The following is a 20,109-nucleotide window of genomic DNA, read 5'->3' on the forward strand; positions in this document are numbered from 1 at the left end:
GTCAGTCCTCCGTGAGGGCCGCAGCGTAGGCGCGGACGGACCGGTGGTAGCGGGGGAGCGTCGGCTCCAGGGCCTCGATCGCGACTCGGAGTGCCTCGGCGGACCGTCCCGCGCTGTGCAGGGCGAGCGCGAGGAACACCCGCGGTGCCGCTCCGGTGGCGGGGTGCTCCGGGGCGTCGCGGAGCATCGCGACGGCAGCGTCGGTCCGGCCCAGGTTCCGCAGCGTCGAGGCGTGCTGGACGACCATCCTGGCGGCGCGGTCCGGGTCGACGGAGTCCAGGCCGGCTGCGGTCGCAGCGGCGTACTGCACGTCGGCGTCGGCCTCGTGTCCGCCGGAGTCGAAGGCGCCGCCGAGCTCGAACGCGCCGAGTGCCGGGTGCGGGGCGTCGGCGGCGAGGTCGCGCATCAGCTCGATCCGCTGCTGGTCGTCGATCGTCTCGTCGTCCCACAGCGCCGCGACGCGTGACTCCCAGTCCCCGGTGCTCATCCGGCGAGGGTACCGCCGTCGGTGACCGTCGCGCGGAACGAACGGACCAGCGCTGCGCCGGGCTGCACGACGGCGGGGGAGTTCCACGCCAGGGCTGACCCGATCGCGGGGTACTCCTCGGCGCGGACGAACCAGGGGTCGTCGTGGTCGACGGCCTCGATCCGGATCGTCGCCGGGGCACCGCCGAACTCCGCCGACCAGGTGATCCAGGGCGCGACCGACCCGTGCACGGCGGCCTCGCCCTCGGCGTCGGCGGTCCGGACGACGACCGCGGTGCACTCGGGGAACCGCCAGAAGAAGCCGCCGTACCCCGCTCCGACCCGGCCGTTGCTGCCCGGACCCCCGAGGCGCACCGCGGTGTCGCCCGAGGTGCGGAACGATGACGACCAGGACAGCTCCCACCCGCCGGCGACCGCGCGCCACCGCAGCATGCGGTCCTCACGCAGGACGACCGCGCGGTCCGGGCCCAGCCAGACGAGCGCCTCGGCGGACGTCGTGCCGTGCCGCTCGGCGTGCACGACCTCGACCGAGCCGTGGTCGTCGCGCCGGACGTAGCCGAGCCCCTCGACGTAGGTCGGGCCGCCCCAGCAGTTCACGCCGTCGACGTCCGGGATCGCGACGCCGACGCCGCAGTGCCAGTCGTGGTCGGTCGGGTGGTGCGCGCTGACGACGGTGCCGGCGAGCGTCCGGACCGGGTGCAGGTACGGCCGAGGGGACGACGTCGCGGCCGAGCCGGATCCGTCACGCCCGACGGCGACCTCGACGCCGTCCACCACGAGTGCGAGTGTGCCGTCGTCGGTGCTCACGCCACCGACGCTACCCGCGCGTCAGTCGGGCGAGCACGACGCTGTCGAGCACCTCGTGCGGGTCACCCTCCGGCGTGGTCGCGGTGCGCGGCCGGACCTCGGCGACCAGCACGTCCCACCGGTCGTCGAGCTGCAGGGCGGCGAGGTCGTCGACGGGCGAGGGGAAGCGGTACTCGAGGAGCTCCGGCGGCAGGTCGTCGTGCGGGGGTGCGGCGTGCGCGGTGACGAGCAGGTGCCCACCGGCGGCGACGAACTCCGCTGCCCGGTGCAGGATGTCGGCTCGCGGGATCGCCACCGGCCACGACTGCAGGAACGACGCCGTCACCAGGTCGAACCGCGCGGCAGTGTCCCACCGTGCCAGGTCCGCGGCGACGAAGGCCACCCGGTCCTCCACCCCCGCGGCCACGGCGGCACGGGAGCCGCGTTCGAGCGCCGTCACCGACAGGTCGATCCCGGTGACGTCCCACCCCTGCTCGGCGAGCCACACCACGTCGCCGCCCTCACCGCAGCCCAGGTCGAGGGCCCGCCCCACCGGCAGCCCCCACGTCACCGAGGCGAGCACGGCGTTCACCCGCCCGGACCAGATGCCGTCGCGCTCGGCGTAGCGGGCCTCCCACCACTCGCGAGCGGACGGTGCGGAGGTGGGGTCGGTGGCGGCGGATCCGGCGGCCGTCCCGTCGTGATGGGTGTGCATGCACGTACTCCAGCGCACCTGCCGAGCCGCACCCAAGCGCTGTTGCCGACCCGGCAACAGGGCGCCGAGCGGCGCGGGCGCACGCCGAGCCTCCCGTCCGACCCGGCGAGCAGGATCCCGGCCGAGCCGAGCCCGCGCCGTTCGGCCACGGAACGCAGCTGCCCGTCCCTCAGCGCTCCGCACGCGTACCGTCCGGGGCGATGACCGATGCGCCCACCCCCAGCACCCCCTCGCACTACGAGTCCGCCGACGGCGTCGACCCGATGTCCGTGACGACCTACCGTCAGGTCCGCAAGGCCGTCCGCCGCGGGCACGCCCTGCCCACCGAGGAGGGCGAACCGTCCCTCACCGACCTCGTGAACGTACGGGGGAACAGGACCGACGAACAGCGCTGACGCCCGCGGCGGCAGGGTGCTCGTTCCTGTGACGAGCCGCAGGCAGACCCCGGCGCTGCCCAGCCGCCGGAGCCGCCGTGACCAATACGTTATCTTCCGGATCGCCGATCCTGACCCGGAAGGACCCATGGGACGCCACGCCCTGCCTGCAGCAGCCGAAGACCGTCAGCCCGCACGAGCGAACACGCACCCCGTGGCCGACACCGTGCCGCTGACGCCGGACGCGCAGCAGCTCCGTCCCCGTGGGCGCCGCGCAGCGTCCAGCCCCGCCGCTGACCGGTCGGCCGTCGACGAGCACTCGGCTCCGACACGTGCTCCGCGCACACAGCCGCAGCCGCGGCCCGTCCCGGTGCCCTCCGCCGGCGCCGCCGTCCTGACGCGGACCGCAACGCTGCGTGCCGAGCGCGCGACCGACCCCCGGCACGTCCGCCGTTCCGCCAACGCCAAGCGCGCGGCGATCCTGCTCGCACCGGCGCTCGCCGTCACCTCGAGCCTGACGCTCACCCTCCCCGCGAACGCCGACACCCTGCCGGCCGACACCCGGTCCGGCACGACCACGGCCCGGGCCGCGCAGACCTTCACGGTGGCGCACGACGTCCCGGTCCCCGTCGTCTCGACCGACGGCATGACGACCACTACCACCGTGGTGTCCTACCCGACGCTCGACCTGCGCTTCGGGGTCACCACGGCCCAGGCGCAGTCGGCGTTGTCCGCGGCGCTGTCCGCCGGCGGCGACCGCGCCACGATCGTGCAGACCGCCCTGCAGTACATGGGGGACCCGTACGTCGAGGGCGGCGCGAGCCACGACGGCATCGACTGCTCCGGACTCACGATGGTCGCGTACCAGGCCGTGGGGATCGAGCTCGCGCACTACGTGCCGACGCAGGACGCCACCGCGACGACGATCCCTGAGTCCGAAGCCCTGCCCGGTGACCTCGTCGTGTACGACGACGAGGACCACGTGGGCCTGTACCTCGGCCAGGGCCTCGTGCTCCAGGCACCGCACCCCGGCGAGGTCGTCGACATCGTGCCGATGTACTCGGCGGCGCACCACTTCGCCCGCGTCCTGCCCGCCGGCAGCTGACCGACGAACCGTCGCGCGGCCGTGACGGCGACCAGCAGGACCACCGGAACGGGGCGTTCCCACGCGCCACGGGCCTCCCGTATCCTGGAGTGATGGCTTCCGACACCCGCACCCCGTTCGAACAGCAGCAGTCTGCTCGTCCGCAGGTGCGCCCGCGCACCGAGGGCTGGAAGCAGGCGACGGACACCGACGGTCGTCCGCTCCTGCAGTTCGCGTCCCCGAAGCGGGGCAAGCCGCCCGTGCACCTGGCCGACCTGACGGCCGAGGAACGCGAGGCCCGCGTGAAGGAACTCGGCCTGCCCGGGTTCCGCGCCAAGCAGCTCGCGACCCACTACTTCCAGCACTACACGTCCGACCCGGCCAAGATGACCGACCTGCCCGCCGCCCAGCGCGAGCAGCTCGTCGCCGGGATGCTGCCGCCGCTGCTGACCGAGACGCGGCGACTGGCGACGGACAACGGCGACACGATCAAGTTCCTGTGGAAGCTGCACGACGGCGCCCTGGTCGAGTCGGTCCTCATGCGGTACCCGGGGCGGATCACCCTGTGCGTGTCGTCGCAGGCCGGGTGCGGCATGAACTGCCCGTTCTGCGCCACCGGCCAGGCGGGGCTGACGCGCAACATGTCCACCGCCGAGATCATCGAGCAGATCGTCCGGGCCAACGCCGCGATCGCCGCAGGTGAACTCGGGGGCGATCCCCGCAAGGGTGGCAAGGACCGCGTCGACGCCGAGCGGGTGACCAACATCGTGTTCATGGGCATGGGGGAGCCGCTCGCGAACTACAAGCGGGTGATGGACGCCGTGCGCCTGATGGTCGCGCCGCAGCCGATGGGCCTCGGGATGAGCGCGCGCGGGATCACCGTGTCGACCGTCGGACTCGTGCCGGCGATCAAGAAGCTGGCGGACGAGAACATCCCGCTCACCTTCGCGCTGTCCCTGCACGCACCCGACGATGAGCTCCGCGACGAGCTCATCCCGGTGAACTCACGCTGGAAGGCCGACGAGGCGATCGACGCCGCCCACGAGTACTACGTCAAGACGGGCCGTCGGGTCTCGATCGAGTACGCGCTCATCAAGGACATGAACGACCACGCCTGGCGTGCGGACCTGCTCGCCGAGAAGCTCAACAAGCGCGGCAAGGGCTGGGTGCACGTCAACCCGATCCCGCTGAACCCGACGCCGGGGTCCGTCTGGACCTCGTCGGAGGAGCACGTGCAGGACGAGTTCGTCCGTCGGCTCAACGCCGCCGGCATCCCGACGACCCTGCGCGACACCCGCGGCAAGGAGATCGACGGGGCGTGCGGCCAGTTGGCCGCAGCGGAGTAGGTCAGGACCGGGATCGCTCTCGATCCCGGTCGGGTCCGGTTCGTGTCCGGCTCGGTCGGGTGGGTCCGGTCCGGCGGTTCGTTCGTTCGTTCGTCCGGGAGGCACGGTGCGCGTTGGCACCGTGCCTTCCGTCGTTCCCGGGGCCGGTCGGGTGCCCGTGTGCGCCTCGATCCGCGTGTTTCCGGGGGAGTCGGGGTACGACACGCCCGGGATGTGGGCTGGCTTGGCGCTGGTGTTCACCTCTGCGTAAAGTAATCACTCGTTGCCGCTGAGGCGGAGAACGGAACGGCCGAGACGGTCACAGGGTTGAACCCCTGGGACGCAGTCCGGACGGGGTCCCGCTCAGGCAACCAACCCCTTGAACGGTCGGAGTGATTCGGCGTGTGTTCGGGTGGTGCAAGACGAATGCCTCTCTGGTGATGCTCGTGTTTCGGGTGGAGCGGGGAGTGCGTCTGGTCCTTGAGAACTCAACAGCGTGCACATTGTCAATGCCAATTTTATTGACCTCGTGCCTGGCCTTTGGGCTGGGTTTGAGACAATTCCTTTTGGATTGAAGATTGTCAGTAGACAGTCGACAGTCAGAATCAACTCGCTGACGCTTTCGGGTGTTGGTTGTAATTTTTTACGGAGAGTTTGATCCTGGCTCAGGACGAACGCTGGCGGCGTGCTTAACACATGCAAGTCGAACGATGATGCCCAGCTTGCTGGGTGGATTAGTGGCGAACGGGTGAGTAACACGTGAGTAACCTGCCCCTGACTCTGGGATAAGCGTTGGAAACGACGTCTAATACTGGATACGACTGCCGGCCGCATGGTCTGGTGGTGGAAAGATTTTTTGGTTGGGGATGGACTCGCGGCCTATCAGCTTGTTGGTGAGGTAATGGCTCACCAAGGCGACGACGGGTAGCCGGCCTGAGAGGGTGACCGGCCACACTGGGACTGAGACACGGCCCAGACTCCTACGGGAGGCAGCAGTGGGGAATATTGCACAATGGGCGAAAGCCTGATGCAGCAACGCCGCGTGAGGGATGACGGCCTTCGGGTTGTAAACCTCTTTTAGTAGGGAAGAAGCGAAAGTGACGGTACCTGCAGAAAAAGCACCGGCTAACTACGTGCCAGCAGCCGCGGTAATACGTAGGGTGCAAGCGTTGTCCGGAATTATTGGGCGTAAAGAGCTCGTAGGCGGTTTGTCGCGTCTGCTGTGAAATCCCGAGGCTCAACCTCGGGCTTGCAGTGGGTACGGGCAGACTAGAGTGCGGTAGGGGAGATTGGAATTCCTGGTGTAGCGGTGGAATGCGCAGATATCAGGAGGAACACCGATGGCGAAGGCAGATCTCTGGGCCGTAACTGACGCTGAGGAGCGAAAGCATGGGGAGCGAACAGGATTAGATACCCTGGTAGTCCATGCCGTAAACGTTGGGCGCTAGATGTAGGGACCTTTCCACGGTTTCTGTGTCGTAGCTAACGCATTAAGCGCCCCGCCTGGGGAGTACGGCCGCAAGGCTAAAACTCAAAGGAATTGACGGGGGCCCGCACAAGCGGCGGAGCATGCGGATTAATTCGATGCAACGCGAAGAACCTTACCAAGGCTTGACATACACCGGAAACGGCCAGAGATGGTCGCCCCCTTGTGGTCGGTGTACAGGTGGTGCATGGTTGTCGTCAGCTCGTGTCGTGAGATGTTGGGTTAAGTCCCGCAACGAGCGCAACCCTCGTTCTATGTTGCCAGCGGGTTATGCCGGGGACTCATAGGAGACTGCCGGGGTCAACTCGGAGGAAGGTGGGGATGACGTCAAATCATCATGCCCCTTATGTCTTGGGCTTCACGCATGCTACAATGGCCGGTACAAAGGGCTGCGATACCGTAAGGTGGAGCGAATCCCAAAAAGCCGGTCTCAGTTCGGATTGAGGTCTGCAACTCGACCTCATGAAGTCGGAGTCGCTAGTAATCGCAGATCAGCAACGCTGCGGTGAATACGTTCCCGGGCCTTGTACACACCGCCCGTCAAGTCATGAAAGTCGGTAACACCCGAAGCCGGTGGCCTAACCCTTGTGGAAGGAGCCGTCGAAGGTGGGATCGGTGATTAGGACTAAGTCGTAACAAGGTAGCCGTACCGGAAGGTGCGGCTGGATCACCTCCTTTCTAAGGAGCATCTGGCATCGCTTGCGGTGTCCAGGCGCCCGATTCGGACCGAACGTGTCCGACGGGTAGCTCATGGGTGGAACATTGACAGTGCAGTTGGGAGTGATGCTTCCGGTCTCAGTACGTCCTGCTTGCAGGGTTGGAACGGGTTGGGGTGGAGCTGCTGGCTGGTGCACGTTGTTGGGTCCTGAGGGACCAGGCTTCTCGGTCTGTGATGGACTGAGGGTTGAGCCGTGACTGGGACGGGTTCGTTCTGGTTGCTGGTTCTTCGTCGGGCCGGTGTGATCCTACCTGTGGGTGGGGGAGTGCTGGTGCCGATCGTATGTTGAGAACTACACAGTGGACGCGAGCATCTTTGATTCGCGTCATCCATGATCAGCCTTCGGGTTGTTGATTGGTGACGTTGGATCGCAATTTTAATCTTTGTGGTCAAGTTTCTAAGAGCAAACGGTGGATGCCTTGGCATCTGGAGCCGAAGAAGGACGTAGAAATCTGCGATAAGCCTCGGGGAGCTGATAATCGAGCTTTGATCCGAGGATTTCCGAATGGGGAAACCCCGCCAGGCGTTCTGCGACCTGGTGACTCCCGCCTGAATATATAGGGCGGGTAGAGGGAACGTGGGGAAGTGAAACATCTCAGTACCCACAGGAAGAGAAAACAACATGTGATTCCGTGAGTAGTGGCGAGCGAAAGCGGATGAGGCTAAACCGATCATGTGTGATAGCCGGCGGGCGTTGCATGGTCGGGGTTGTGGGACACGTCGCTCAGTTCTGCCGGACTGGGGCGGTTACAGCGCATCATAGTCGAACCGGTTTGAAAGCCGGGCCGTAGTGGGTGCCAGCCCCGTAGACGAAATGGTGTTATGGCCGGATGTGTATCCCAAGTAGCACGGGGCCCGAGAAATCCCGTGTGAATCTGTCAGGACCACCTGATAAGCCTAAATACTCCCAGATGACCGATAGCGGACAAGTACCGTGAGGGAAAGGTGAAAAGTACCCCGGGAGGGGAGTGAAATAGTACCTGAAACCGTTTGCTTACAAACCGTCGGAGCCTCCTTGTAGGGGTGACGGCGTGCCTTTTGAAGAATGAGCCTGCGAGTTAGTGATATGTGGCGAGGTTAACCCGTGTGGGGCAGCCGTAGCGAAAGCGAGTCTGAATAGGGCGTTTGAGTCGCATGTTCTAGACCCGAAGCGAAGTGATCTATCCATGGCCAGGTTGAAGCGACGGTAAGACGTCGTGGAGGACCGAACCCACTTCAGTTGAAAATGGAGGGGATGAGCTGTGGATAGGGGTGAAAGGCCAATCAAACTTCGTGATAGCTGGTTCTCTCCGAAATGCATTTAGGTGCAGCGTTGCGTGTTTCTCGCCGGAGGTAGAGCTACTGGATGGCCGATGGGCCTCAACAGGTTACTGACGTCAGCCAAACTCCGAATGCCGGTGAGTGAGAGCGCAGCAGTGAGACGGTGGGGGATAAGCTTCATCGTCGAGAGGGAAACAACCCAGACTACCAACTAAGGTCCCTAAGCGTGTGCTAAGTGGGAAAGGATGTGGAGTTGCACAGACAACCAGGAGGTTGGCTTAGAAGCAGCCACCCTTGAAAGAGTGCGTAATAGCTCACTGGTCAAGTGATTCCGCGCCGACAATGTAACGGGGCTCAAGCACACCACCGAAGTTGTAGATTTCGCACATTCGACAAGCCTTCGTGGTTCAGTCGTGCGGAGTGGTAGGAGAGCGTCGTGTGGCGAGTGAAGCGGCGGAGTGATCCAGCCGTGGACGCTACACGAGTGAGAATGCAGGCATGAGTAGCGAAAGACGGGTGAGAAACCCGTCCTCCGAAAGACCAAGGGTTCCAGGGCCAGGTTAATCCGCCCTGGGTAAGTCGGGACCTAAGGCGAGGCCGACAGGCGTAGTCGATGGACAACGGGTTGATATTCCCGTACCGGCGAACAACCGCCCAAGCTAATCCAGTGGTGCTAAGAGTCCTAACCCGGCTCACCGGATCCCTTCGGGGTGATGGTGTCCGGTCTAACGCTCGACCCCATGCTGGTGCGGTTAGCGTATGAACAGGTGTGACGCAGGAAGGTAGCTGAGCCAGGCGATGGTATCCGTAAGGTGATCCTGGTGTAAGGATGTAGGGCTGACGATAGGCAAATCCGTCGTCTGTGTGCCTGAGATCCGACGCGTACCCGTAAGGGGAAATCAGTGATCCTATGCTGCCGAGAAAAGCATCGACGCGAGGTTGCAGCCGCCCGTACCCGAAACCGACTCAGGTGGTCAGGTAGAGAATACCAAGGAGATCGAGAGAATCGTGGTTAAGGAACTCGGCAAAATGCCCCCGTAACTTCGGGAGAAGGGGGGCCGGACGCGTGACCGGACTTGCTCCGTGAGCGTTGAAGGCCGCAGAGACCAGTGGGAAGCGACTGTTTACTAAAAACACAGGTCCGTGCGAAGTCGCAAGACGATGTATACGGACTGACGCCTGCCCGGTGCTGGAAGGTTAAGAGGAAGGGTTAGCCTTTGGGCGAAGCTCTGAATTTAAGCCCCAGTAAACGGCGGTGGTAACTATAACCATCCTAAGGTAGCGAAATTCCTTGTCGGGTAAGTTCCGACCTGCACGAATGGCGTAACGACTTCCCAGCTGTCTCAACCGCGAACTCGGCGAAATTGCACTACGAGTAAAGATGCTCGTTACGCGCAGCAGGACGGAAAGACCCCGTGACCTTTACTACAGTTTGGTATTGGTGTTCGGAGTGGCTTGTGTAGGATAGGTGGGAGACTGTGAAGCGGGCACGCTAGTGTTCGTGGAGTCATTGTTGAAATACCACTCTGGTCACTTTGGATGTCTAACGTAGGACCCTGATCGGGTTCATGGACAGTGCCTGATGGGTAGTTTAACTGGGGCGGTTGCCTCCCAAAGAGTAACGGAGGCGCCCAAAGGTTCCCTCAACCTGGTTGGCAATCAGGTGGCGAGTGTAAGTGCACAAGGGAGCTTGACTGTGAGACTGACAGGTCGAGCAGGGACGAAAGTCGGGACTAGTGATCCGGCAGTGGCTTGTGGAAGCGCTGTCGCTCAACGGATAAAAGGTACCTCGGGGATAACAGGCTGATCTTGCCCAAGAGTCCATATCGACGGCATGGTTTGGCACCTCGATGTCGGCTCGTCGCATCCTGGGGCTGGAGTAGGTCCCAAGGGTTGGGCTGTTCGCCCATTAAAGCGGTACGCGAGCTGGGTTTAGAACGTCGTGAGACAGTTCGGTCCCTATCCGCTGCGCGCGTTGGAAATTTGAGAAGATCTATCCCTAGTACGAGAGGACCGGGATGGACGAACCTCTGGTGTGTCAGTTGTTCTGCCAAGGGCACCGCTGATTAGCTACGTTCGGACCGGATAACCGCTGAAAGCATCTAAGCGGGAAGCCGTCTTCGAGATGAGATTTCCATGCACCTTGAGTGTGAGAGGCTCCCAGAAGACTACTGGGTTGATAGGCCGGATGTGGAAGCGGGGACTAACGACCCGTGGAGCTGACCGGTACTAATAAGCCGAAGACTTGATAACACACTGATTTCCCGCACCTTGTGTGCGGGGCTCGCGTCCACTTTGTGGTTCCCGACAGACGATCGGGAATCAAACTGAATACACCGCTCCACCCACTTTTGTGTGGGTGGTAGCCGGGACAGCTTTGAGACCAGGCATCATCATGGTCGAGAGTGTTCCGGTGGTCATAGCGAGAGGGAAACGCCCGGTCACATTCCGAACCCGGAAGCTAAGCCTCTCAGCGCCGATGGTACTGCAAGGGGGACCTTGTGGGAGAGTAGGACGCCGCCGGACTTAACGTTGGAAACACCAGGGAACCCCTGACCAGTCATGGTCAGGGGTTTTCTGCGTTCCAGAGTGTTGATTGGAGCGCAGCTGCTCCTGATGCCCAGACTGCGGGTCAGCTGAGGAGGCCGAGCTCCATGGCACGGGTGACCGCGCGGGTGCGGTCGTTCACGCCGAGCTTCTCGAACACGTGACCGAGGTGCGTCTTCACCGTCGCTTCACTGAGGAACAGCGTGCGGCCGATCGCCGGGTTGCTGTTGCCCTGCGCCACGAGCCGGAGGACCTCGAACTCGCGCGGGGTCAGGGACGGGCCGGCCGGGGCTGCTGCTGAGGCTCCCGTTGCTCGGCGCACCAGGGCCGCTGCGGCTGAGGGGGCCAGTGCGGTCTCGCCTCGGGCAGTGGCGCGGACGCCGGCGAGGATCTCGGACTCCGGGGCAGCCTTGAGCAGGTAGCCCGTGGCCCCGGCCTCAATGGCGGCCAGGATCTGGTCGTCGGACTCGTAGGTCGTGAGTATCAGGACCCGGACACCGCGTTCCACCGCGAGGATTTCAGCCGTCGCCGCGTCACCGTCCAGCACGGGCATCCGGAGGTCCATGAGTACGACGTCGGGGCGCTCCCGCAGCGCCACCTCGACAGCGGTTCGACCGTCACTGGCTTGGCCGACGACCTCGATGTCGTCGGCGTCCTGCAGCAGGGCGACGATGCCCGAGCGGACGATCGGGTGGTCATCGGCGACGACGACGCGGATCACCGGGACACCGCCGACACGGAGTACGGCGAAGCGAGGAGCGCAGCGCCCGCTGCGGTGGGGAGGCTCGCGTCCATGACGGTGCCTCCGCCCGGGGTGCTCGTGATGGTGCAGGTGCCCCCAGAGAGCATGAGACGTTCACGGAGCCCTCGGAGTCCGTGCCCGGCAGTGGGGGCGCCGGTGTCGAAGCCGACGCCGTCGTCGGTCACGCGGACCCCGGTGCGTTCGAGGTCGTGGTCGTGGTGGAGGACGATCTGGACCGCGCTGGCGTTCGCGTGGGCCCGGATGTTCGCCAGGGACTCCTGGACGACGCGGAGCAGCACCACCTGGGCGTCACGGTCGAGCGGGACGTCGGTCGCATCGACCGTGGCCGGTGTTCCCGTCTCACGGGTGAAGCGTTCGGCGAGTCGGTGCAGGGACCCCGCGAGGCTCCCACTCGTCGCACCGGCCACGCCGGCGGCGATGAGGGAGCGGGAGTCTTCGAGGGCGGCGCGGGCCGATTCCTCGAGGACCGACAACCGCTCGTCGAGCGCCGCTCCGCGTCCGGAGGAGTGGTCCTTCCGGGCACGCTCGGTGAGCATGACGATGCCCGCCAGGTTCTGCGCGACGGTGTCGTGGATCTCACGGGCCAGTCGCTCCCGCTCGCTCGCGACGCCGGCGCGGCGGTGCGCCTCGGCGAGGGACTCCTGCGTGGCCCGGAGCTCGTCGATGAGCTGACGTCGATCCTCGGACAGGCGGGACACGCTCGAGATCCAGACGCCGATCGCGCAGGTGCCGACCAGGCTGATGCCCTCGACGAGCAGGGTGCTGACGAGGGCGTCCGGGCCGCCGGAGAATCTGCAGCCGATGCTGCTCGTGACAGCGACCGCGACCGACAGCAGAACCGCGGTGCGGACGCGCTCCGACTGCACCCACACGAGCGGGAACGCGATGCACTGCACGAAAGCCGTGTTCGGTGACACGGCGGGCAGCACGAGCGTGCCGAGGAGGACGAGCGGCAGGAACGCGGCTGCGGCCCGGGGCTCGTCGTAGCCGCGGTGCCCGTATGCGATGTACGCGACGACGAGGACCGCGACGACGACGTACGCCGGCCACCGCGTCGACCACGGTGACCATGCGAGCGCCGCGATGACCACGGTGAGGAGCATGGTGCCGGCGAAGAAGCCGTGCAGCCACCTGTTGCGCATCCACGCCTCACCGCTCATGAGCACAGCATCCCATCGATGCGGAGCCGCCGAGCGATTCTGCACAGGCCCCATCAGGAGTCCTTGCGGTTCCAGCGGAAGGTGAGGAGGCAGGCCACCGTGCCCAGGGCCAGCCATGCTGCCAACAGCAGGGCGCCGAGGCCGAGGTGCCACGCGCCTCCCGGCTCGCCCGAGGCGAACGTGTCGGGCAGGAAGACGGCGCGCATGCCGGACGCCATCCAGCGCAGCGGGAAGACGGAGGCGACGTCCTGCAGCCAGTCCGGCAGCTGCATGAAGGGCAGGTAGACGCCGGAGATGAACTGCAGCACCAGGACGACGGGGACGATCGTGGCCGTGGCGCGGCGGCCCTCGCGGGGGAGCGCGGAGATCGCGATGCCGAGGACACAACTGGTCGCGATGCTGAGGACCATAATGCCGGCGAAGACCCCCCACTTGTCGGCGTCGGTCGGCAGCTCGACGCCGAACACCAGGCTCGCCATCGCCAGCAGGAGCGCGGTCTGCACGACCGTCGTGACGAGCACCATGCCGATCTTGCCGACGAAGTACGACAGGACGGGGAGAGGTGTGCCGCCGAGGCGCTTCAGGGTGCCGTCGCTGCGTTCCCCGGCGATGTCCACGCCGAGCGACTGCGTGCCGGACAGCAGGATGCCCGTCGCGACCAAGCCGGGCAGGTAGTACGTGGCGTAGTCGACGTCGATCGGCCGGCCGTTCGCTGCGACGGCGCTGATCGGGTCGGCGTCGGCGAACGCGGCCGAGAACAGCGCCAGCATGACGACGGGGAACAGGAAGGTGAAGAAGACGGCGTCGGGGGCACGGAAGTACGAGCGGATCTCGTAGCCGATGCGGCTGGTCGCGGTCTTCATCGCTGGCCCACCATCCCGAGGTAGACGTCCTCGAGGGACGGGCGGATGACTTCGAGGTCGTGCATCGGCATGGTGCTGCTCCGGATCAGTGCGGTGGGGTCGGTCGTGCGTTCGTCGTGGTGGGTGCCGTCGTCGTCGTGCCAGCGGACCCGTGGTGTTCGGGCCTCGGTGCCGCCGATCTCGTCGATCGGGGCGAGGTCGAGGAGCTTCCCGTCGGCGATGACCGCTGCACGGTCGGCGAGCTGAGCGGCTTCGTCGAGGTAGTGCGTGGTGAGCAGGATCGTCGTGCCCTCGCGCTGCACCCGGTGGAGGAGGTCCCAGAACTGCCGGCGGGCCTCCGGGTCGAAGCCCGTGGTCGGCTCGTCGAGGAACAGGACCTCGGGCCGGCCGATGATCCCGAGGGCGACGTCGACGCGGCGGCGCTGGCCCCCGGACAGCTTGCTGACGCGGACGTTCCGTTGCTCGGTCAGCCCGGTTGCGTCGAGGAGTTCCTCGACGCTACGGTGCCGGGGGTAGAAGGTCGCGAAGTGGCGCAGTTGTTCGGCCACGGTGACGTTCGGGGACTCCGCGCTGGTCTGCAGCACGATGCCGATGCGTGCGTTGTGCCGGCGGTCGGGCCGGGCGGGATCGTGCCCGAGGACGCGGACCTCGCCGGCGGTGCGGGAGCGGTGGCCCTCGAGGATCTCGACCGTGGTGGACTTGCCGGCGCCGTTCGGACCGAGGATCGCGAAGGTCTCGCCGGGCTCGATCGTGAAGGACACGTCGTCGACGGCGACCGTGCCGGTGGCGTACTGCTTGCCGAGGTGGTGGACCTCGATGGCTGGGGTGTCGGGCATGGCTCCAGCCTGGCGGCTGGGTGCGATGCGGGGATCGACCGGTGCGGTGGTCTCGGCATCGTCCGATCGGGGGATGGTGCCGCCGGGGAAGGTGGTCCGGTTTCCGGCCCTGGCGGTTCTGGTTCGTGATCGTCGGGGATCGCGAACCGGAACCGTCACGACGTCAGTACTGCGGGCGGATCCGGTCGGACGGTGCCACGAAGCGCGCGCGGGGCAGGACCTCGTCGGGTTCGGCGGTCCGCACGCTCGTGACGAACGTGGCGCCACCGTGCTCGTAGGAACGGCGGGCGATGCCGTCGCGCTCGTCGATCACCAGCGTCGTGCGGAACGCCGGGTCCTCCTCGTGCTCGAAGGTCACCAGGATCGACTGCTCGCCGACGTGTTGCACGAGGACCGGGTGGAAGTCGTCCAGTGACCGACCCCAGCGGTGCATCAGGTCGGGCACGGCCATCCGGACCACGGGGGACGAGATCATGCTCCGGGCGAACGACACCTCGATCGGGCCGTCGTCGGGCTCGTGGAGCACGCCGCCGCGGTAGGAGACCGGCTTGGCGCGCTGACGGACGAGCGCCCAGGTCTGCGCGGCCTCGTCGACGTCGATGCGGAACTGCCAGTACTTCTGCCGGGACTCCTGGTGGAGGCCCTCGAGGACGTACCGGGCGGGACGGCGGAGGGCGGCGAGCTCCTCGGCGATCGCGGGACCGGCGGACCGGGTGAGGAGTTCGTCGAGACGCACGGTGCCAGCATGGCGCACCACGCGCCGTGGACGGGACTCCTGACGGGCTGGAGGCGCGGTGCGGGCTGGTGCCCGGCCTCCAGTCCGGGGGTGGCCGCGTCAGGTTGCGTCAAGCAACCGGCGCGTAGACCGGGATGATGCAGGTCATCGGAGTCGAAGAATTCGGAGGGCCCGAGGCCCTCGCCGTCCACGAGGTGCCGGAGCCGCACGCCGGCGCCGGATCCGTGCGGATCCGGGTGCAGGCGTTCGCCGTCAACCCCACCGACACGGGGGTGCGTGCCGGGCAGCGGGACAGCTCGCAGGCCTCGCCGCCGTACGTGCCGGGGATGGACGCGGCCGGCGTGATCGACGAGGTCGGACCCGACGTGTCCGGATGGGCCGTCGGTGACGAGGTCATGGCGATGGCGTTGCCGCTCAGCGCGCACGGGGGCGCCTACGTGCAGGAGCTCGTCGCGCCGGTGGGGTCGTTCACGCGGATCCCTCGCGGGACGTCTCTCCCGCTCGCCTCTACAGTGCCGATGAACGGGCTGACGGCGTTGCAGATCCTGTCGCACGCCTCGCTCGCGCCGGGGCAGACGCTCGCCGTGACCGGGGCTGCGGGGCTGCTCGGGAACTACGTGGTGCAGCTGGCGAAGGCCGCGGGGCTGACCGTGATCGCGGATGCAGCTGAGAAGGACGAGGCGCTGGTCCGGTCGCTCGGGCCGGACCACATCGTGCCTCGCGGTGATGAGTTCGCTGCCGCTGTCCGAGAACTCGTGCCGGACGGGGTCGATGCGCTCGCCGATGCTGCTGTGCAGCGGGCCTCGGTGGTGGACGCGGTCCGGGACGGTGGTGTGTTCTTCGACGTGCGGGGGTGGGAGGGCAACGGGGACCGGGGGATCGAGTTCGTGCAGGTGATGGTGTTCTCGGAGTACCGGTCGTTCGACAAGCTCGAGCAGCTGCGGCATGCGGTGGAGAGTGGGACGTTGACGCCGCGGGTGGCGGAAGTGCTGCCGGCTGCGCGGGCTGGGGAGGCGCATGAGCGGTTGGAGGCCGGGGGGACGCGGGGGCGGTTCGTGCTCTGTTGGTGAGTTGACGTCCGTGTGATGGACGGGAGGGGCGGTGCCGGTCGTCTACTCCGTCGACGCCCTCGATGTCCATGATCGTGTCGTCTGCGATGGTGTCGTCTGCGATCATGCCCTAGCGAGGTGGATGTTCGAACGATGGTCTCAGCGGTGTTCCGGCGGTTGACGGAGAGCACGTTCGGGCTGTGGATCGACGCGATTAGCTATGTCCGAAGCGCTCTCGATGCGCCGCGAAGTATCGACGAGACTCCGGGCGCGTTTGCCAGATGTCGACGACCCGCCCTCGCAGCTTCGCGCGCCAGTAGCTAAGCGCCTCCACGTCAGAGAGGTCCTTTGACTTCATCAATCGCCCTCGGTCGTCGACCCAGATCAGTCCGCGCTCGTAGAGTTCGTCGCACCCGAACTTGCAAGCAGCCATGGCGATCGCGGGGAGATCGTTCTTCTCGTCGTCGGAGCAATCTGAGCGCCGCTTGATGTGGGCTGCAACGAGGAACGAGGATGCCATGGACCTCCCGCACAGAGCGCAGACGCCCGAATCGCCTGGAAGAATCCACGTGCGCAGATACCGTTGTTCCAGCCGTCGCGTCGTCGTCACCTCAGCGTCGAGTTCGTCGAATCGACGGGCTATCGATGGATAATCGAACCCCCCGACGGGCCGGATGAGCGCTGCGGTGTCCTGATCGAGTAGTGCGAGGACCGGAACACTCACGTCCGTACCGTAGACATTGAACTCACGGGTGCCCAGGGCGCGCACTCGCGCTGACGCCTCGGCCATGTCGGCGTACGACAAACGCACTTCCACCGGATCAGTGAAGCTGAACATGAGCTCCCAGGGGCGCGCGTTCCCGTCTGCGCTGCGCTTCCGGGGCCAGAGTTCGTCAGCAAGGCTTTCACTGACCCATTTGTGGGTGATGGTCGCGGCGAGGTAGGCATGGTTCCCCCCGAGGAAGAAGATCGCGTCACCGTAACGGATCCGGTCCCACCGCGATCGCATCTGGCCTCGCTGTCCCGCCGTGGTGCCCCACATTGGTACTTGACCTGAGGGGTGGCTCCTCTCGAGCGAGCGCCGGTCGTCTGCGCCCAGGTGCGGCGCCCATCGAACGCGGTCGACCGGCTTGTACACGGTTCCATCCAGGTTCGTGCGTGCTGCTGGTCCGGCCGGCTGGAGAATCAGGTTTGCACGGTGAGTCGCGTCGAGGAGATCCGTGAGTTCTGGCATGAATACAGAATGTCTAAGAAATGTTCAGTTCGCCAACCGCACTCTCGTGTGACGGCGACGGTCGATTGCCGATGACGTGGAAGATCGAGGTCGGTCGGACGCTCCCGCGCCGGGAGCTCCACGAGATCGTGGGTGGAGGTAGTTGGCAGAACGGGATAGCGCCCGTTCGGTCGACGCCGGACATCCTTGTCTTCACCGACCCTGTCTCAGGTGCTGCTCACGGCTACGATCGCTTCGAAGGGTTGCGAGAGGATGGCACGTACGCGTACACCGGTGAAGGGCAGCGAGGCGATCAGCAGTTCGTCCGCGGCAATCGGATATTGCGAGATTCCGCTGAGGACGGCAGAGTGGTTCGGCTGTTCAGAACGTCAGGCCGAAACGCTACCTACGTCGGCCCGTTTACCTTGGGTGACCCTGCCTTTGACGTACGTCAGATACCGTCGTCGGACGGTCCGCTCCGTGCTGGAATAATTTTCAACTTGGCTCCCTTGGAAGACGCGGCTCTGGAACTCCTGCCGACCTATGGTCGCGAGGGCATCGCTCCGCTCGTCAGTGGGTGGTCAGCGCCTTCGTTCGATGACTACGCGGTCAGCCGGCAGCTGACTGGTGCAGAAACGCATGCATCGCGCGTCGAATTCGAGCTTCAAGCATCTTTCGGTCGATGGCTCACCTTTCGTGGAGACGAAGTCAAGCTCCTCGTGCTGGAAACTACCGACGGTGTCCTTCGACCTGATCTGTACAACGAGACCACTGGAGAAGTCATCGAAGCCAAGAAATCGGTAGCTCGGACCTACGTGCGCACCGCGATCGGGCAGGTGCTCGACTACGCTCATGTGGCACGCGCGAAGTCTTTGGATTTGGCACCCTCGATCCTTCTTCCGGGGCGCCCGGCGAACGACATCCTCGAACTCTGCCACTCGCTCGGGATCACCGTTTGGCACCCGGATACCATCGGCTTCGCGCGCCTTGAACCGTCTTGGTCCTGACGATGATGTGTTAGCCAGTCAGTCGTCGTCGTCGTTCAGAAGCGCATTGATCGCCCTCTGAGGTAGAGCCCAGTCCCTGTGGGCGAGCTCGCTACATCAACACCAGGCGATTTCATCGTGGTCGGTGCTCGAGGTAACGCTGAGTCGGCCATCGGAACTATTTGGCAGGTGAGGACGGTTGTCCCGTCGGAAGTGAGCGTTGTCCTGCGTCGATCATGTGCCCGATTTCGAGGTTGAGACCACGTTCTTCCAGAAGTTTCGCGCGGGTGCCTGTTCTGGGTTCTCGCCGTGCTGAGTTTTCCCTCCTGGGAGCTCCCAAAGGCCCGCAGCTGATCTGCTCGCAGCTCGGCGGCAAGCCGAATACCGCCCATCCGGGCGTCGGATGACGGCCGCTACGACTCGCGCCGCGGAGGTGCGTGGCGCAGTTGCGCTTTGTTGCTGCGCGCGGCGGCCTCCTCAATCAGCGCTGGCGAGCGGCTGCCTTGGTGGCCGCCTGTACGTAGCGTCGTGCAGCCCGCGACTGGCGGAGGAAGAGCGGGGTGAAGACGACGACCGCTACGAGGAGTGCGCCGCAGAGGATCCGACTGAAGACGCCGGAGAAGGGGTCGTTGCCGACGAGGTTCGGGAGCTGCGGGCCGATGATGCCGACGCCGAGCAGCAGGAACTGTCCGAGCGCGATCGGCTGGTAGGCGGCGCGGAGACGGGCGAGCTCGGACGCCCGTCGTGCGAGGTCGGAGTCGGCCGGTTCGATCGGGGCCCTGCTCGCGATCGCCTGCGCGAGCGTCTTCCGGCCGAATCGCGAGAGCCCATCGGTCGGCTTCTGCATCTGCGGAGTCAGGCGGAAGGTGGTGGCCAGGAGCGAAAACCCCCCGGCAAGTCCTCCGGCCGCCACGGTGCACCCGACGACCACGATGGGCCATTCCGGGCCCCGGCGCGCGTCTCCGAGCAGAGTTCCGACCACGACGCCCACCATCAGGCCGACGAGGGCTCCGGCCAAGATGATCCAGGCCGTCCAGCGCCAGGCGCGGCGGGCGATCGCCTCGGGCTTCTCTGCTGTCTCTGTGACGGTGGTCATGCGACGGAGACCGGAGCAGGCGCGCGGCGTTCGTTCTCGGCAGCGGTGGCTTCCGCGTAGCGCCGAGCTCGGCGGCCTCGGACGACCAGCAACGGCGCGACGAACACCACTTCGATGACGAAGAGTGCCAGGACGATCCGACTGAAGACCACGCCGCCGTCGCTGACCACACGAGCGAGTTGAGGAGCAGCGACCGTTGTGAAGAGCAGGAGGCCCTGCCCCAGGAAGATCCCGTTGAACATTGCGGTCCCGCGCGCGAGGGTGAGCGCGCGGTGCTGCAGTTCGGGGCCGGCGTCGTCCGCGAGCGGAACACCCGAGCGGATGGCGCTCGTGATGATCTTGCGACGGTCTCTCGTCAGGTCCTCGGTCGCCTGCGTGATGATCGACGACGCGCGTGCACTGGTTGGGAGCAACGAGAGCATCCCGGCCATGCCGACCAGCACGGCGACGCACGTGAAGATCGCCAGGGCGACGGTCCAACCGTCCTCGTGCCGCGAGGTTGCCCAACCTGCCACTACCCCCGCGACCGCGGCGATCGACACGACCAGGGCGGTACGACGCCACGCGCGCCGGATGATTCGTTCGTCTTCCCCCACCCGCTCACCCTACGGGGCGGGGCAGAGCCG

At 65.8% G+C, this 20,109-nt stretch carries 16 protein-coding genes, 3 rRNA genes and 1 pseudogene; 8 read left to right on the plus strand and 12 right to left on the minus strand.

The window, feature by feature from the left end; translation table 11 throughout:
• Nucleotide 1: 1 nt before the first annotated feature.
• The 3 genes from I8920_RS05755 to I8920_RS05765 are packed head-to-tail and all read right to left on the minus strand — an operon-like array spanning nt 2 to nt 1,987.
• Nucleotides 2-487, minus strand: coding sequence for a tetratricopeptide repeat protein (locus I8920_RS05755; RefSeq protein WP_198658185.1), 486 nt, complete (start codon nt 485-487; stop codon nt 2-4).
• A complete protein-coding gene (locus tag I8920_RS05760; RefSeq protein WP_198658186.1) occupies nt 484-1,293 on the minus strand; it encodes a PmoA family protein in 810 nt (269 codons plus the stop codon). Before I8920_RS05760 ends, I8920_RS05755 begins: the two co-directional genes overlap by 4 nt.
• Before the next feature lie 10 nt (nt 1,294-1,303).
• Complete coding sequence (locus I8920_RS05765) at nt 1,304-1,987, minus strand: class I SAM-dependent methyltransferase (RefSeq protein WP_198658187.1); 684 nt, start codon at nt 1,985-1,987, stop codon at nt 1,304-1,306.
• A gap of 200 nt (nt 1,988-2,187) precedes the next feature.
• Here I8920_RS05765 and I8920_RS05770 point away from each other — a divergent pair, with 200 nt between their 5' ends.
• The 6 genes from I8920_RS05770 to rrf all read left to right on the plus strand — a co-directional run bounded on the left by I8920_RS05770 (nt 2,188) and on the right by rrf (nt 10,760).
• Nucleotides 2,188-2,382: a hypothetical protein gene (locus I8920_RS05770; protein WP_198658188.1), complete on the plus strand. Its 195-nt coding sequence runs from the start codon at nt 2,188-2,190 to the stop codon at nt 2,380-2,382.
• Between the two features lie 193 nt (nt 2,383-2,575).
• Complete coding sequence (locus I8920_RS05775; RefSeq protein ID WP_198658189.1) at nt 2,576-3,466, plus strand: C40 family peptidase; 891 nt, start codon at nt 2,576-2,578, stop codon at nt 3,464-3,466.
• A gap of 92 nt (nt 3,467-3,558) precedes the next feature.
• Entirely contained in the window at nt 3,559-4,791 is a 1,233-nt protein-coding gene (rlmN, locus tag I8920_RS05780; RefSeq protein WP_198658190.1) for a 23S rRNA (adenine(2503)-C(2))-methyltransferase RlmN, read from the plus strand.
• Between the two features lie 621 nt (nt 4,792-5,412).
• Nucleotides 5,413-6,934 (plus strand): 16S ribosomal RNA (locus tag I8920_RS05785).
• A gap of 427 nt (nt 6,935-7,361) precedes the next feature.
• Nucleotides 7,362-10,487: ribosomal RNA gene (locus tag I8920_RS05790) — 23S ribosomal RNA — on the plus strand.
• Between the two features lie 156 nt (nt 10,488-10,643).
• Nucleotides 10,644-10,760: ribosomal RNA gene (gene rrf, locus I8920_RS05795) — 5S ribosomal RNA — on the plus strand.
• The 16S, 23S and 5S rRNA genes sit together here, the layout of an rRNA operon.
• 106 nt (nt 10,761-10,866) lie before the next feature.
• Here rrf and I8920_RS05800 read toward each other — a convergent pair.
• The 5 genes from I8920_RS05800 to I8920_RS05820 form a co-directional block, all read right to left on the minus strand.
• Nucleotides 10,867-11,502, minus strand: a complete 636-nt coding sequence (locus I8920_RS05800) for a response regulator transcription factor (RefSeq protein ID WP_198658191.1) — start codon at nt 11,500-11,502, stop codon at nt 10,867-10,869.
• Entirely contained in the window at nt 11,499-12,704 is a 1,206-nt protein-coding gene (locus I8920_RS05805; protein ID WP_198658192.1) for a sensor histidine kinase, read from the minus strand. Before I8920_RS05805 ends, I8920_RS05800 begins: the two co-directional genes overlap by 4 nt.
• 53 nt (nt 12,705-12,757) lie before the next feature.
• Nucleotides 12,758-13,567 (minus strand): ABC transporter permease, encoded by an 810-nt coding sequence (locus I8920_RS05810; RefSeq protein ID WP_198658193.1) that lies wholly within the window; start codon nt 13,565-13,567, stop codon nt 12,758-12,760.
• Nucleotides 13,564-14,403: an ABC transporter ATP-binding protein gene (locus I8920_RS05815; RefSeq protein WP_198658194.1), complete on the minus strand. Its 840-nt coding sequence runs from the start codon at nt 14,401-14,403 to the stop codon at nt 13,564-13,566. Before I8920_RS05815 ends, I8920_RS05810 begins: the two co-directional genes overlap by 4 nt.
• Before the next feature lie 163 nt (nt 14,404-14,566).
• A complete protein-coding gene (locus tag I8920_RS05820) occupies nt 14,567-15,139 on the minus strand; it encodes a hypothetical protein (protein ID WP_198658195.1) in 573 nt (190 codons plus the stop codon).
• Nucleotides 15,140-15,276: 137 nt separating this feature from the next.
• Here I8920_RS05820 and I8920_RS05825 point away from each other — a divergent pair, with 137 nt between their 5' ends.
• Complete coding sequence (locus I8920_RS05825) at nt 15,277-16,209, plus strand: NADP-dependent oxidoreductase (protein ID WP_198658196.1); 933 nt, start codon at nt 15,277-15,279, stop codon at nt 16,207-16,209.
• A gap of 193 nt (nt 16,210-16,402) precedes the next feature.
• Here the strand turns inward: I8920_RS05825 and I8920_RS05830 are convergent, their stop codons facing one another.
• On the minus strand, nt 16,403-17,422 hold the full coding sequence (locus tag I8920_RS05830; protein ID WP_198658197.1) for a hypothetical protein: 1,020 nt from the start codon (nt 17,420-17,422) through the stop codon (nt 16,403-16,405).
• Nucleotides 17,423-17,493: 71 nt separating this feature from the next.
• On the opposite strand from I8920_RS05830, the gene I8920_RS05835 reads away from it, so the two are divergent.
• Nucleotides 17,494-18,408 carry a hypothetical protein gene (locus I8920_RS05835; protein WP_198658198.1) on the plus strand — a complete coding sequence of 305 codons (915 nt, stop codon included), beginning with the start codon at nt 17,494-17,496 and terminating at the stop codon, nt 18,406-18,408.
• A 213-nt stretch (nt 18,409-18,621) separates the two neighbouring features.
• Here the strand turns inward: I8920_RS05835 and I8920_RS05840 are convergent.
• From I8920_RS05840 to I8920_RS05850, 3 genes and pseudogenes are all read right to left on the minus strand, one after another.
• Nucleotides 18,622-18,798, minus strand: a pseudogene (locus I8920_RS05840) (NUDIX domain-containing protein); the annotation flags it as partial.
• A 70-nt stretch (nt 18,799-18,868) separates the two neighbouring features.
• Nucleotides 18,869-19,483 (minus strand): hypothetical protein, encoded by a 615-nt coding sequence (locus tag I8920_RS05845; RefSeq protein ID WP_198658199.1) that lies wholly within the window; start codon nt 19,481-19,483, stop codon nt 18,869-18,871.
• Nucleotides 19,480-20,079: a hypothetical protein gene (locus I8920_RS05850; protein ID WP_198658200.1), complete on the minus strand. Its 600-nt coding sequence runs from the start codon at nt 20,077-20,079 to the stop codon at nt 19,480-19,482. Before I8920_RS05850 ends, I8920_RS05845 begins: the two co-directional genes overlap by 4 nt.
• Between the last annotated feature and the right edge of the window lie 30 nt (nt 20,080-20,109).

Origin of the sequence: Curtobacterium sp. YC1, assembly GCF_016267665.1 — a bacterium.
Lineage (GTDB): Bacteria > Actinomycetota > Actinomycetes > Actinomycetales > Microbacteriaceae > Curtobacterium.

What these genes read in the sequence shown, in the direction of transcription:
- I8920_RS05755 (WP_198658185.1), bottom strand. Translation starts at nt 487, where the DNA reads ATGAGCACCGGGGACTGGGAGTCACGCGTCGCGGCGCTGTGGGACGAC.
- I8920_RS05765 (WP_198658187.1), bottom strand. Translation starts at nt 1,987, where the DNA reads ATGCACACCCATCACGACGGGACGGCCGCCGGATCCGCCGCCACCGAC.
- I8920_RS05770 (WP_198658188.1), top strand. Translation starts at nt 2,188, where the DNA reads ATGACCGATGCGCCCACCCCCAGCACCCCCTCGCACTACGAGTCCGCC.
- rlmN (WP_198658190.1), top strand. Translation starts at nt 3,559, where the DNA reads ATGGCTTCCGACACCCGCACCCCGTTCGAACAGCAGCAGTCTGCTCGT.
- I8920_RS05805 (WP_198658192.1), bottom strand. Translation starts at nt 12,704, where the DNA reads ATGAGCGGTGAGGCGTGGATGCGCAACAGGTGGCTGCACGGCTTCTTC.
- I8920_RS05810 (WP_198658193.1), bottom strand. Translation starts at nt 13,567, where the DNA reads ATGAAGACCGCGACCAGCCGCATCGGCTACGAGATCCGCTCGTACTTC.
- I8920_RS05815 (WP_198658194.1), bottom strand. Translation starts at nt 14,403, where the DNA reads ATGCCCGACACCCCAGCCATCGAGGTCCACCACCTCGGCAAGCAGTAC.
- I8920_RS05825 (WP_198658196.1), top strand. Translation starts at nt 15,277, where the DNA reads ATGCAGGTCATCGGAGTCGAAGAATTCGGAGGGCCCGAGGCCCTCGCC.
- I8920_RS05830 (WP_198658197.1), bottom strand. Translation starts at nt 17,422, where the DNA reads ATGCCAGAACTCACGGATCTCCTCGACGCGACTCACCGTGCAAACCTG.
- I8920_RS05835 (WP_198658198.1), top strand. Translation starts at nt 17,494, where the DNA reads ATGACGTGGAAGATCGAGGTCGGTCGGACGCTCCCGCGCCGGGAGCTC.
- I8920_RS05845 (WP_198658199.1), bottom strand. Translation starts at nt 19,483, where the DNA reads ATGACCACCGTCACAGAGACAGCAGAGAAGCCCGAGGCGATCGCCCGC.